Origin of the sequence: Variovorax palleresanus, from assembly GCF_051144945.1 — a bacterium.
GTDB classification, from domain to species: domain Bacteria; phylum Pseudomonadota; class Gammaproteobacteria; order Burkholderiales; family Burkholderiaceae_C; genus Variovorax; species Variovorax paradoxus_S.
In genome coordinates, this window is sequence record NZ_JBJNVP010000002.1 from 1,898,483 (window position 1) to 1,910,882 (window position 12,400).

Consider the following 12,400-nt stretch of genomic DNA (forward strand, 5'->3'; position numbering starts at 1 on the left):
GCACAGTCGGTGCATGTCCAATTTCATGCGCGCGGTACGCGCGGTTCTCTGGAGTTTCATCGGGCTTGGCGGCCGCCGCGCGGACGCCGACCGGCGCACCGAGCAAGTCGGCCTGTTGCCGCTGATCGGCATCGCGCTGGCCACGGTGCTGCTGCTCATTGCGGGGCTGCTGGCACTCGCGCATTTCGCGGCCGGCGCATGAGGAAGGCGGCCCACCGGCTCGCCGGAATCGCGCTGATGCTACTGCTGCTCGGCCACGGCATCGCGGCCTTGGCGGCGACGCCCGCCACGCCCTCCGGCAACGACATCGAGCGGCGCGTGGCCGCCTGCATCGCCTGCCACGGCCGCGAAGGCGCCACCACCAACGCCGGCTACTTTCCGCGCCTGTCCGGCAAGCCCGCGGGCTACCTGTTCAACCAGCTGCGGAGCTTTCGCGATGGCCGGCGTTTCAACGCCGACATGACCTACATGGTGCAGCACCTCTCCGATGCCTACCTGATGGAAATGGCCGAGTACTTCGCGGGCCTGGACCTGCCCTACCCGCCTGTCTCGCCCGCGAGCGACGCGCCACCCGCGCAGCTGGCACGCGGCCGCCAGCTGGCGCTCGAAGGCGATGCCGCGCGACGCATTCCGGCCTGCGTGCAGTGCCACGGCGCCGCGCTCACCGGCGTGCGGCCGGCCATTCCGGGCCTGCTCGGCCTGCCCCGGCTCTACGTGTCTTCGCAACTCGGCGCCTGGCTCACCAACGAGCGGCATGCGCTCGCTCCCGACTGCATGGCCGACATCGGACGCCGCATGAACACCGCCGACATCAACGCCGTGGCCAGCTGGCTCGCGGTGCAACCGATGCCGGCCGATCCGAAGCCCGCCGCCTCCCTGCCCGCCCCGCTGCCGATGGCCTGCGGCGGCATGCCGAAATGAGGCGCCCATGAGGAAGATGCGATACCTCGGCTGGACGCTGCCTGCGCTGGTACTTCTGCTGGGCGCGGCGGCGGCCGGCATCGTCGCGCTCAATCTGCGCGGCGAAGACCCGCTGCCCGAGCAGGCCGAAGCCTTCAACGCCACGCCCCAGCAGGTCGAGCGCGGGCGCTACCTCGCGCTGGCCGGCAACTGCGCCGGTTGCCACACCACGCGCGGCGGCCAGCCCTATGCGGGTGGACTGCCGATCGAAACGCCTTTCGGCACCGTCTATTCGAGCAACCTCACGCCCGATGCGAAGGCCGGCATCGGCAGCTGGAGCAGTGCGCATTTCTGGCGCGCAATGCACAACGGCCGCAGCAAGGACGGCCGCCTGCTGTACCCCGCGTTCCCCTATCCGAACTTCACGCAGGTGACGCGCGAAGACTCGGATGCCATCTACGCCTATCTGCGCAGCGTGCCGCCCGCGCCAGCGCCCAACCTGACGCACCGGCTGCGGTTTCCCTACGACACGCAGGCCGCGCTGGCGGTGTGGCGGGCCCTCTCTTTCAGGCCCGAGCCTTTCGTGGCCAATGCGGGCAAGCCGGCCGAATGGAACCGCGGCGCCTACCTGGTCGGCGGGCTGGGCCACTGCATCGCCTGCCACGGCAGCCGCGATTCGCTGGGCGCGACGCAGGCGAACCTGGGCCTCTCGGGCGGCTTGATCGCGGTGCAGAACTGGTACGCGCCATCGCTCACCGATCCGCACGAGGCCGGCGTGGCCGACTGGCCCTCCGCGGAGGTGGTTGCACTGCTCAAGACCGGCATCGCGCCGCGCGGCTCGGTCATGGGGCCGATGGCCGAGGTCGTGTTTCGCAGCACGCAGCATTTGAACGACGCCGACCTGGCCGCGATGGCCAGCTACCTGAAAGACCTGCCTGGCGCAGCGGCGCAACCGGCGGCACGCACCGGCACCGCGCCCAACCGCCGCGATGCCGGCACCATGGTGCGCGGCCAGAAGATCTACGACCAGCGCTGCGCCTATTGCCACGGCGACCAGGGGCAGGGCGTGCCGGGCGCCTTTCCACCCCTGGCGGGCAACCGCTCCGTGAACATGGCGCAGACGGCGAACCTGACACAGGTGATTGCACATGGCGGCTACCTGCCGTCCACCTCGGGCAACCCGCGCCCCTACGGCATGCCTCCCTTCGGACAGGTGCTCGACGCGGCCGACGTTGCCGCGGTGCTCACTTTCGTTCGCGGCTCATGGGGCAACGACAGCCCACCCGTGGCGCTGCTCGATACGATGCGGCGGTGATCGGCGACTACTACGGATTCCGGTGATATCGCAGTCCGCTGGCAGCCCCTAGCATCAGAGTGGTACAGACCCCCGTCGGAGAGCCGCACAGCAGCAGTGCCGATCGAACCAGCCCGTCGAGAATGCCCCAAAGTACCGCCAGCCCGGACGCCACCGAGCCTATCGCCAGGCCATCTCTCAAGCCTCTTTATCAAATGCTGCGGGTGGCCTCGCACCTGCTGGACCAGGCCGCCATCGAAGTGCGCGAAAACGGCCCGGATCCGGCCGCCGAGAACATCGAGAGAATCGGCCGCGCGCTGTTCGAAGTGATTCGGGTGCAGCACAAGATCTTCGCGCTGCAGCCCGAACTCGAACCGAGGTCGCTCGCCGCTTCGTCCCGCGAAGCCGCCGCCAACCAGCTTTTCTCCCAATTCATGCACGAAGCGCTCGAACTGGAAGACGTGGGCAATACCGCCGCCGCCGTGGAGCGGTACACCCGTTTCATCGGCATCTCGCCGTCGTACCACCACCGCGAGATTGCACGGGCGGAAATCCGGCGGCTCTCCTAGCGGAAGTGCCCCGGTCCGTCGTGCGACGGGGCTCGGGGAAGGCCGCCCGCAGCCTGCTCAGGCTGCGACGGGCTCGCGCTGCGCGCCGGCCTTCGCGGGCACCGGCATGTGCTGCGCCCAGTCGATGATCTCCAGCGTGCCGTCGGCATGCTCGGCCAGCGCCGTGAGGCTCTCGACCCAGTCGCCGTCGTTGCAATAGAGGATGCCGTCGATGTCGCGCATTTCGGCGTGGTGGATGTGGCCGCAGACCACGCCCTGCACGCCGCGCTTGCGGGCCTCGCGAGCCACGGCGTTCTCGAAATCGCCCACGTAGCTCACGGCACGCTTGACCTTGCCCTTGAGGTACTTGGAGAGCGACCAGTACGGCAGCCCCATGCGCGCGCGCAGCGAGTTGAGATGGCGGTTGAGCTTGAGCGTGAATTCATAGAGCGAGTCGCCCACGTGCGCGAGCCACTTGGCGCACTGGATCACGCCGTCGAACAGGTCGCCGTGAATGATCCAGAGCTTGCGGCCGTCGGCGGTCTCGTGGATCCACTCCTCGGCCACGTCGATGCCGCCGAAATTGTGATGCAGGTACTTGCGCGCGAACTCATCGTGGTTGCCCGGGATGAAGATCACGCGGGTGCCCTTGCGCGCCTTGCGCAACAGCTTCTGGATCACGTCGTTGTGCGCCTGCGGCCAGTACCAGTGGCGCTTGAGCTGCCAGCCGTCGATGATGTCGCCGACCAGGAACAGCGTCTCGCACTCGGTGTGCTTCAGGAAATCGAGCAGCGCGCGGGCCTGGCAGCCGGGCGTGCCCAGGTGCAGGTCGGAGATCCAGAGGGTGCGATAGCGCAGCGGCGGGCGCGCAAGATCGTCGTCCTCCGGCTCGGGAGCCCGGGTCGCGGTGTCGCGCCATGCGCGGAGGAAAGCATCGTCGCGTTGCATGGACGGGTAGGCTCCCACCTATGCGTGACGGCGCGATGGCGTTCCAGTGACATTCCGGTGACGCGTGGCCCGGAGGCAACGCGCTGCAACTGACTCAAGAGGCGCAGCGCTGGATTTCCACGGTCGAGTGGCGAATTTCCTCGTGCATGGAGAAACAGGCGCGCACCTCGTCGGCCGACAGCGTGGGGGAATGCGTCACCACCGTGAGGGCGCAGGCATAGGCCTCGCGGCCCACGCGCCACACGTGCAGGTCGGCCACGCGGGTTTCCGAATCGGCCAGCGTGGTCTCCACGCCTTCGCGGATTTCGACCGTGACGGGGTGGTCCATCTCGCGGTCGAGCAGCACGCGGCCGGTTTCCTTGAGCAGGCCCTTGGCCCACACGGCCACCAGCACCGCGCCGACGATGCCCATGGCCGGGTCGAGCCAGGCCCAGCCGAAGAACCAGCCGCCGAGAAGCGCCGCGATCGCGAGCACCGAGGTGGCGGCATCGGCCACCACGTGCAGGTAGGCGGAACGCAGGTTCAGGTCGTGGCCGTGAGCATGATCGTGGCCGTGGTGCGCATGGCCGTGGCCATGGTCGTGCCCATGCCCGTGATGGTGCGCCGACCCCAGCAGCCGCGCACAGACCAGGTTGACCACCAGCCCAAGGACGGCCACCGCCACGGCTTCGCGGTAGTGGATGGCCGAGGGCGAGAGAAGCCGTTCGATGGAGCCCACCACCATCAGCGCCGCCACGCCGAGCAGCATCAGCGCGCTCGCGAAGCCGCCCAGCACCTCGATCTTCCAGGTGCCGAACGCGAACCGCGGATCGCGTGCGTAGCGCCTCGCGGCCGCATAGGCGAAAGCGCTCAGGCCGATGGCCAGCGCGTGCGAACTCATGTGCCAGCCGTCGGCCAAGAGCGCCATCGAGTTGAACCACCAGCCGGCGCCGATCTCGACCACCATCGCGGCGATGGTGATCCACATCACGAGGCGGGTGCTGCGCTCGGCCGATTCGTTGCCTGCGCCAAAGTGGTGGTCGTGCTGCCAGGCACGGAGGTCATGGGTGTGCATGGTTTCAGGCTCCAAAGAGGTCTTGACCGTCCGAGCGGCTCGAGGGCGGTGCCACGCCGAGGTGGCGGTAGGCCGCCAGGGTCGCGATGCGTCCGCGCGGGGTGCGCTGCAGGTAGCCCTGCTGGATCAGGTAGGGCTCGATCACGTCTTCGATGGTGCCCGGCTCCTCGCCGATGCTGGCCGCCACGTTGTCCAGCCCCACGGGGCCGCCGTCGAAGCGATGGATCACGGCCTCGAGCAGCTTGCGGTCCATCAGGTCGAAGCCCTGCGGATCGACGTCGAGCATGGCGAGCGCCTTGTGCGCGATCTCTTCGTTGATGCGGCCGTTGCCTTTCACATCGGCATAGTCGCGCACACGGCGCAGCAGGCGGTTGGCGATGCGGGGCGTGCCGCGCGAACGGCGCGCAATCTCGAAGCCGCCGGCCGTATCGGTTTCCACCTTGAGCAGGCCGGCGCTGCGCCGCACGATGAGCGCCAGTTCTTCCGGCGTGTAGAACTCCAGCCGCGCCACGATGCCGAAGCGGTCGCGCAGCGGGTTGGTGAGCATGCCGGCGCGGGTGGTGGCGCCCACCAGCGTGAAGGGCTGCAGGTCGAGCTTGATGCTGCGCGCCGCCGGGCCCTCGCCGATCATGATGTCGATCTGGTAATCCTCCAGCGCGGGATAGAGGATTTCCTCGACCACCGGGCTCAGGCGGTGGATCTCGTCGATGAAGAGCACGTCGTTCGGCTCGAGGTTGGTCAAGAGCGCCGCCAGGTCCTTGGGCTTCTCGAGCACCGGCCCGGAGGTCTGGCGCAGGTTCACGCCCAGCTCGGCCGCGATGATGTGCGACAGCGTGGTCTTGCCGAGGCCGGGCGGGCCGAAGAGCAGCACGTGGTCGAGCGCTTCCTTGCGCTTGCGCGCCGCGCCAATGAAGATCTCGAGCTGCTCGCGCACCTTGGCCTGCCCGACGTATTCGTCGAGCAACTTGGGGCGCAGCGCCCGCTCTATCGCTTCTTCCTGGGGCGAAGCGGGGGCGGCGGACACCACGCGTGGGGGCGCGGGCGCGAAGTCGTCAGTCTGAATGGTCATGGGAGAGGGTTTTGCGTTTGTGAGTTTAGTGCCTGCTCACTGGCAGAATGCTTCGGCCATATAACAAACGAGGGGAAGCCAAGGGTGTCGATCTACGAACTGAAGCCCCGGTTCCAGGCGCTGCTGCGGCCGCTGGTCGGCCGCCTGCATGCCATGGGCATCACCGCCAACCAGGTCACCTTGGCCGCTTGCGCGGTGTCGGTCGCACTCGGGCTCTGGCTCTTCTTCGCCGCCCCCTCGCTGGCCGCTTTCGGCCTCATCCCGGCCTGGATGTTCGTGCGCATGGCTTTCAACGCCATCGACGGCATGCTGGCACGCGAGCATGGGCAGCAAAGCAAGCTCGGCGCCTTCCTCAACGAACTGACCGACGTGGTCTCCGACGCCGCGCTGTACCTGCCGTTTGCGCTGGTGCAGCCGTTCAGCCCGTTCTGGGTCGGCACGGTGATCGTGCTCGCGGGCCTGAGCGAATTCGCGGGCGCGCTGGGCCCGACGGTGGGGGCCTCGCGCCGCTACGACGGGCCGCTCGGCAAGAGCGATCGCGCCTTCGTTTTCGGCGCGCTCGGCCTCTATGTGGCGCTGGGCTGGCCGCTGCCGGGCTGGGCTGCGTGGCTGATGCCCCTTCTTGCCGTGCTCGTGGCCTGGACAGTGGTCAACCGCATCCGGCGCGCGCTGGCTGAAGCTGCATAGACGTGAACACAACGAACAAAACAATAGCGACAGGGATCCGATGACCGACACCAACACACACACCAACCCACGCATTCCGCAAGAGCGCCAGTTCCGCACGCACGACGGCGAATCGCTCTTCTACCGGCACTGGCCGGCCACCGGCGAAGCGCGCCGCGGCGCCATCGTGCTGTTCCACCGCGGCCACGAGCACGGCGCGCGCATGGCGCACCTGGTCGACGAACTCGACCTGCCCGACTTCGACTTCTTCGCTTGGGACGCGCGCGGCCACGGCCGCTCGCCGGGCCAGCGCGGCTACAGCCCGAGCTTTGCCACCTCGGTGCGCGACGTGCAGACCTTCGTCCAGCACATCGGCAGCGCGCACGGCGTGGCGGAGCACGACATCCATGTGATTGCGCAGAGCGTGGGGGCCGTGCTGGTCTCCACCTGGGCGCACGACTACGCGCCCAAGGTGCGCGGGCTCACGCTGGCATCGCCGGCCTTCAAGGTCAAGCTCTACGTGCCTTTTGCGCGCGCCGGGCTGGGCCTGATGCACAAGCTGCGCGGCCTGTTCTTCGTCAACAGCTATGTGAAGGCGAAGTTCCTCACGCACGACCCGGAGCGCATCGCAAGCTACGAGAGCGACCCGCTGATCTCGCGCCCGATTGCCGTCAACATCCTGCTCGGCCTCTACGAAGCGGCCGACCGCGTGGTGGCCGATGCCAATGCCATCACCTTGCCGGTGCAGCTGCTGATCTCGGGCGCGGACTGGGTGGTGCACCACAAGCCGCAACACCAGTTCTTCGAGCGGCTGGGCAGCGCCGTCAAGACCAAGATGGAACTGCCGGGCTTCTTCCACGACACACTGGGCGAGAAAGATCGCGCGCCGGCGGTGCAAGCGATCCGCGAATTCATTCTTCAGCTGTTCGACCAGCCTCCGGCGCCGGTCGACCTGCGCGCGGCGCACCTCGGCGGCAACACCGCCGACGAATCCCGCGCGCTGGCGGAGCCGCTGGCGCCCCTCTCGGCGCGCGGCGCCTATTGGGCCATGACGCGCGCCGGCCTGCGCATCGGCGGCAAGCTGTCGAGCGGCATCGCGCTCGGCCATGCCACCGGCTTCGATTCGGGCAGCACGCTCGACTATGTCTACCGCAACCACCCGAAAGGCAAGGGCCCGCTGGGCCGCTCCGTCGACAACACCTACCTGAACTCGATCGGCTGGCGCGGCATCCGGCAGCGCAAGATCCACGTCGAGGAGCTGATCCGCATCGCGATGGAACGGCTGGCCGAGATGCACCGCGAGGTGCGCGTGATGGACATCGCGGCCGGCCATGGCCGCTACGTGCTCGACGCGGTGCTCGCGAGCCCCGTCAAGGCCAGCTCGATCCTGCTGCGCGACTACAGCGACATCAACGTGCGCGACGGCCGCGCGCTGATTGCCGAAAAGGGCCTGGAAGACGTGGCGCAGTTCGTGCAGGCCGACGCCTTCGACCGCATCAGCCTGGCCACCGTGACGCCGCGCCCCACGCTGGCGGTGGTGTCGGGCCTCTACGAGCTGTTCCCCGACAACGAGATGGTGCGGCGTTCGCTCGCGGGCGTGGGCGACGCGGTGGAAGACCGCGGCTATCTGGTCTACACCGGGCAGCCCTGGCACCCGCAGCTCGAGATGATTGCGCGCGCGCTCACCAGCCACCGCCAGGGCGAAGCCTGGGTGATGCGCCGCCGCACGCAGGCCGAGATGGACCAGCTGGTGGAGGAAGCGGGCTTCCGCAAGATCGACCAGCGCGTCGACGAGTGGGGCATCTTCACCGTCTCGCTCGCGGTGCGGGTGGCATGACCTCGGGGCTGGGCGCGAAATGAGGCGGTGGCTGGCGCAGCGCCCCTGGAAGCGGGCCGCCGCGTGGCTGGTGTTCCTGGGGCCGCTCTTCTATGCAACATACGGCCTTGCCAATTGGTGGGCCACCACGCGCGCGCACGTGCCATCGATGGCCTTCGAATGGGAGCGGCAGCTGCCCTTCTGGGCCTGGACCATTTTTCCGTACTGGACGATCAACGTCTTCTACGCGCTCTCGCTCTTCCTTGCGCGCAGCAAGCACACGCTCGACCGGCATGCGCTGCGCCTCGTGAGCGCAACGCTCATCGCCTGCACCTGCTTCGTCCTCTGGCCGCTGCATTTCAGCTTCGGGCAGCCGGCGGTAGAAGGCGCGCCGGCGTTCCTCTTCAATGCCTTGCGCGGCTTCGACCAGCCTTACAACCAGGCGCCTTCGCTGCACATTGCACTGGCCGTGATCCTGTGGGACTGGTACCGGCAGTTCCTGCGCGCCACATGGGCAAGGGTGGTACTGCACGTGTGGGCCTTTGCCATCTGCGCATCGGTGCTCACGACCTGGCAGCACCACTTCATCGACATTCCAACTGGCGCACTGCTCGGCCTGTTCTGTATCTGGCTGTGGCCGCTCGCGCGTACGGTGTCGATGCCGAGCGCCTGGCAATGCACGCGCGATGCGCAGCGCTGGAAGCTCGCGGGCTTCTATTCGACCGGTGCGGCCCTGTTCCTTGCCGTCGCGCTCTACGGTGGCGGCGTGCTGCTGTGGCTTGCGTGGCCGGCGGCCTCGTTGGCTCTGGTGGCGCTCAACTACATCGGCTACGGCGCCCGCGGCTTCCAGATGGATGGCCGCGGCCGCATGGGCTGGGCGGCGCGCTGGCTCCTTGCGCCCTATCGGCTCGGCGCGGCAGTCAACGCATGGCTCTGGACGCGCAAGCTGCCGGCTTCGGTCGAAGTGGTGCCGGGCCTGCGTCTGGGACGCTTGCCGACGGAGGCCGAATGGGTTGCCGCCGGCCGGCCGCGGCTCGTGAGCCTGTGCGCCGAGTTGCAGACGCCCGCCGGTGTGCCGCATGCGCACTGCGTGCCAATACTCGACCTGACGGTGCCGCCGACCGTGCGGCTGCAACGCGCAGCGGCGGTCATCGAAGGCCAGCGACTCAAGGCCGACGGCGCGCCGGTATGGGTGTGCTGCGCGCTGGGTTTTTCGCGCAGTGCGGCTGCAACGATCGCCTGGCTGGGCCGCTATGGTTCGGCGGGCAGCCTGGTGCAGGCCGAAAGCGCGGTGCGCCTCGCGCGTCCGCAGATCGTGCTGCGACGCGAATGGATGACGTCGCTGGAACCCCTGAACGCCGTGCCGGAGCTACCGCCCCATGACTGACAACGAACGCGCCACCTGCGCGGCGCTGGCCGGACTGCTGCGTGCCTTCATGGTGCTTGCCATCTGGGGCTTTGCGCTCACGTGCATCTCGGCACTGGTGCTCGCGCTGACGCTGCGCTCGCTCTCGGTCACGGCCGCCATGGGCTTCGGCGCGGTCGTGGTCCTCGGCCTGCTCGAACGCTATTTCGCCTTCCGGCTGCGGCTGGACGAGGCGTTGTTCGCCGATCTCGGGCGCCGCGCCATCGCATCGCTCGACACGCTCGACCACGCGCTTTCATCCCTTGGACTGCGCGAGACGCCGCCAGAGCAAAAAACCACCCGCCCCCTCGACGAACGCGTGCAGGGCACCCGCCAGCTCATGCAGCGCCATGCCATCGTGGTCGCCTGCCAGAGCGCCATGTTTCTCCTCGCCTTGATGACACAGGACCTCTCTTGACCGAAGAAGACAACAACAAGAACGGCGACAAGCCCGAAAGCACCGTGCTGCGCCGCGCGTTTGCCGTGGTCGCGGGCAAGCTGATCATCGGTGCGGCCGGTTTGCTGACGGGCGTGCGCGCCATCTGGAGCGGCACCACGCCCAAGGCCGAGCAGACGCTGTACTTTGCCAACCACACGAGCCACGGCGACTTCGTGCTGCTGTGGGCGACGCTGCCGCCCGACCTGCGCGCGTTGACGCGGCCGGTGGCCGGGCAGGACTACTGGATGGCCTCCAAGGTGCGCCAGTTCATCGGCGCCGACGTGTTCAACGCGCTCATGATCCGGCGCGACGGCTCGGGCCAAGGCGGCAACCCGGTCGATCAGATGAAAGAGGCGCTGGAAGGCGGCGACTCGCTCATCATGTTTCCCGAGGGCACGCGCAACACCGGCGACGAGATCCTGCTGCCGCTCAAGAGCGGCCTCTATCACCTGGCGCGTGCCTGCCCCAACGTGCGGCTGGTGCCGGTGTGGATCGAGAACCTGAAGCGCGTGCTGCCCAAGGGCACGCTGGTGCCGATTCCGCTCGCCTGCACGGTCCGCTTCGGCGCGCCCATCCAGCTGGCCGAAGGCGAGGACAAGACCGGTTTCATTGCCCGCGCACGCGCCGCCATGCTCGACCTGCGCCCCGAATACGACCGCGTGCCAGAACAAGAAAAAGCAGCAACGACGCCATGAACATCTCGCCCTCCACCCAGACCACGCTGCAATTGTTCGGCGGCGTTGCCGGCGTGCTGATTCTTGCCTCCACCATTGGCGCGCTGCTCAAGTGGCGCGTGGCCCAAGGCCAGCCCAATTCGGTGATCGACAACCTCAACGCGCGCGTGAATGCATGGTGGGTGATGGTGGCGGTGATCGGCATTGCCTTCGCGTTCGGCAAGGGCGGCGTGATCGTGCTGTTCTATCTGATCTCGTTCTATGCGCTGCGCGAGTTCATCAGCCTGGCCTACACGCGGCGCGGCGACCATCATGCGATTGCGGCGGCGTTCTACATCGGGCTGCCGGTGCAGTACTTCCTGGTGTGGATCGACTGGTACGGGCTCTATTCGATCTTCATTCCGGTCTACGCCTTTCTCGTGCTGCCGATTCTTGCCGCCGTGGGCGGCGACACGCAGCGCTTTCTGGAACGCACCTCGAAGATCCAGTGGGGCCTGATGATCTGCGTGTTCTGCATCAGCCACGTGCCCGCGCTTCTCACGCTGCAGATTCCCGGCTTCGAGGGCCGCAACCTGCTCCTGATCGCCTTCCTCGTGATCGTGGTGCAGGGCAGCGACGTGCTGCAGTACGTGTGGGGCAAGCTTTTCGGCAAGCGCAAGGTGGCGCCCGAACTCTCGCCCTCCAAGACCTGGGAAGGCCTGGTCGGCGGCGTGGCCAGCGCCACCGCGCTGGGGGCGGCGCTCTATTGGGCGACGCCGTTCAACCCCTGGCAGGCCGCGCTGATGGCACTCACCATCTGCCTCATGGGTTTCTTCGGCGGGCTCGTGATGTCGGCGATCAAGCGCGACCGCGGCGTGAAAGACTGGGGCTCGATGATCGAGGGCCACGGCGGCATGCTCGACCGGCTCGATTCGGTGATCTTTGCAGCGCCGATCTACTTTCATGCGCTGCGCTACTGGTGGGTGCCATGAGCACGCGCGCCAAGGCTGACAAGGCTGCCCAGCGCGTGGCCTACCAGATGCCCATTGAATGCAGCACTGCCGCCGTATGGGAGCATTGGCTCAGGCACCAGCATGCGAGCGCGGCCGGCGTATGGATTCGCATCGCGAAGAAAGACAGCGGCATTGCGTCGGTCACCCACGCGGAGGCGCTCGAAGTCGCACTGTGCTACGGCTGGATCGACGGCCAGCTCAAGGCGGAGGACGACAAGCACTTTCTGCGGCGCTTCACTCCGCGCACCGCACGCAGCATCTGGTCGAAGATCAACCGCGACAAGGCGCTGAAGCTGATCGACGAAGGCCGCATGCAGCCCGCCGGCCTGGCCGAAGTCGAACGCGCACGCGCCGACGGCCGCTGGGAGGCCGCTTACGACGCCCAGAGCACCGCCATCGTGCCGCCCGACCTGCAGGCCGCGCTCGATGCGAATCGCAAGGCGAAGGACTTCTTCGCCAAGCTCGATTCGCGCAACCGCTATGCGGTGCTCTTCCGCACGCAGGGCGCAAAGAAGCCCGAGACGCGCGCGCTCCGCATCGCACGGTTCGTGGAAATGCTCGCCAAGGGCGAGAAGCTCTATCCCTGAGTACCGCC

14 protein-coding genes are annotated in these 12,400 nt (G+C 67.8%); 11 read left to right on the forward strand and 3 right to left on the reverse strand.

Annotated features, from left to right (window positions below):
- Positions 1 to 13: 13 nt before the first annotated feature.
- The 4 genes from ACJ7Z0_RS12760 to ACJ7Z0_RS12775 all read left to right on the forward strand — a co-directional run bounded on the left by ACJ7Z0_RS12760 (position 14) and on the right by ACJ7Z0_RS12775 (position 2,763).
- Positions 14 to 202: a DUF2970 domain-containing protein gene (locus ACJ7Z0_RS12760; RefSeq protein WP_434790143.1), complete on the forward strand. Its 189-nt coding sequence runs from the start codon at positions 14 to 16 to the stop codon at positions 200 to 202.
- Positions 199 to 921: a c-type cytochrome gene (locus ACJ7Z0_RS12765; protein ID WP_434790144.1), complete on the forward strand. Its 723-nt coding sequence runs from the start codon at positions 199 to 201 to the stop codon at positions 919 to 921. The genes ACJ7Z0_RS12760 and ACJ7Z0_RS12765 overlap by 4 nt, the downstream gene beginning before the upstream one ends.
- A gap of 16 nt (positions 922 to 937) precedes the next feature.
- Entirely contained in the window at positions 938 to 2,215 is a 1,278-nt protein-coding gene (locus ACJ7Z0_RS12770) for a c-type cytochrome (RefSeq protein ID WP_434792657.1), read from the forward strand.
- A 122-nt stretch (positions 2,216 to 2,337) separates the two neighbouring features.
- Positions 2,338 to 2,763: a hypothetical protein gene (locus tag ACJ7Z0_RS12775; RefSeq protein ID WP_434790145.1), complete on the forward strand. Its 426-nt coding sequence runs from the start codon at positions 2,338 to 2,340 to the stop codon at positions 2,761 to 2,763.
- A gap of 57 nt (positions 2,764 to 2,820) precedes the next feature.
- Here ACJ7Z0_RS12775 and ACJ7Z0_RS12780 read toward each other — a convergent pair whose 3' ends face one another.
- From ACJ7Z0_RS12780 to ruvB, 3 genes are all read right to left on the reverse strand, one after another.
- Positions 2,821 to 3,690: a UDP-2,3-diacylglucosamine diphosphatase gene (locus ACJ7Z0_RS12780; protein WP_126749414.1), complete on the reverse strand. Its 870-nt coding sequence runs from the start codon at positions 3,688 to 3,690 to the stop codon at positions 2,821 to 2,823.
- A gap of 94 nt (positions 3,691 to 3,784) precedes the next feature.
- Positions 3,785 to 4,744 (reverse strand): CDF family Co(II)/Ni(II) efflux transporter DmeF, encoded by a 960-nt coding sequence (gene dmeF / locus ACJ7Z0_RS12785; RefSeq protein ID WP_434790146.1) that lies wholly within the window; start codon positions 4,742 to 4,744, stop codon positions 3,785 to 3,787.
- A gap of 4 nt (positions 4,745 to 4,748) precedes the next feature.
- Positions 4,749 to 5,813: a Holliday junction branch migration DNA helicase RuvB gene (gene ruvB / locus ACJ7Z0_RS12790; RefSeq protein WP_434790147.1), complete on the reverse strand. Its 1,065-nt coding sequence runs from the start codon at positions 5,811 to 5,813 to the stop codon at positions 4,749 to 4,751.
- Between the two features lie 84 nt (positions 5,814 to 5,897).
- On the opposite strand from ruvB, the gene ACJ7Z0_RS12795 reads away from it, so the two are divergent.
- The 7 genes from ACJ7Z0_RS12795 to ACJ7Z0_RS12825 are packed head-to-tail and all read left to right on the forward strand — an operon-like array spanning position 5,898 to position 12,392.
- Positions 5,898 to 6,500 (forward strand): CDP-alcohol phosphatidyltransferase family protein, encoded by a 603-nt coding sequence (locus ACJ7Z0_RS12795; protein WP_431127379.1) that lies wholly within the window; start codon positions 5,898 to 5,900, stop codon positions 6,498 to 6,500.
- A gap of 40 nt (positions 6,501 to 6,540) precedes the next feature.
- Positions 6,541 to 8,316: a bifunctional alpha/beta hydrolase/class I SAM-dependent methyltransferase gene (locus ACJ7Z0_RS12800; protein ID WP_434790148.1), complete on the forward strand. Its 1,776-nt coding sequence runs from the start codon at positions 6,541 to 6,543 to the stop codon at positions 8,314 to 8,316.
- Positions 8,317 to 8,335: 19 nt separating this feature from the next.
- A complete protein-coding gene (locus ACJ7Z0_RS12805) occupies positions 8,336 to 9,682 on the forward strand; it encodes a phosphatase PAP2/dual specificity phosphatase family protein (protein WP_434790149.1) in 1,347 nt (448 codons plus the stop codon).
- Complete coding sequence (locus tag ACJ7Z0_RS12810) at positions 9,675 to 10,118, forward strand: hypothetical protein (protein WP_434790150.1); 444 nt, start codon at positions 9,675 to 9,677, stop codon at positions 10,116 to 10,118. The genes ACJ7Z0_RS12805 and ACJ7Z0_RS12810 overlap by 8 nt, the downstream gene beginning before the upstream one ends.
- The gene (locus ACJ7Z0_RS12815; protein WP_434790151.1) at positions 10,115 to 10,834 is read left to right on the forward strand and encodes a lysophospholipid acyltransferase family protein; all 720 of its coding nucleotides are present in this window, start codon (positions 10,115 to 10,117) and stop codon (positions 10,832 to 10,834) included. The genes ACJ7Z0_RS12810 and ACJ7Z0_RS12815 overlap by 4 nt, the downstream gene beginning before the upstream one ends.
- On the forward strand, positions 10,831 to 11,784 hold the full coding sequence (locus ACJ7Z0_RS12820) for a phosphatidate cytidylyltransferase (protein WP_434790152.1): 954 nt from the start codon (positions 10,831 to 10,833) through the stop codon (positions 11,782 to 11,784). The genes ACJ7Z0_RS12815 and ACJ7Z0_RS12820 overlap by 4 nt, the downstream gene beginning before the upstream one ends.
- 47 nt (positions 11,785 to 11,831) lie before the next feature.
- Positions 11,832 to 12,392 carry a YdeI/OmpD-associated family protein gene (locus ACJ7Z0_RS12825; RefSeq protein WP_434792658.1) on the forward strand — a complete coding sequence of 187 codons (561 nt, stop codon included), beginning with the start codon at positions 11,832 to 11,834 and terminating at the stop codon, positions 12,390 to 12,392.
- Positions 12,393 to 12,400: the final 8 nt, after the last annotated feature.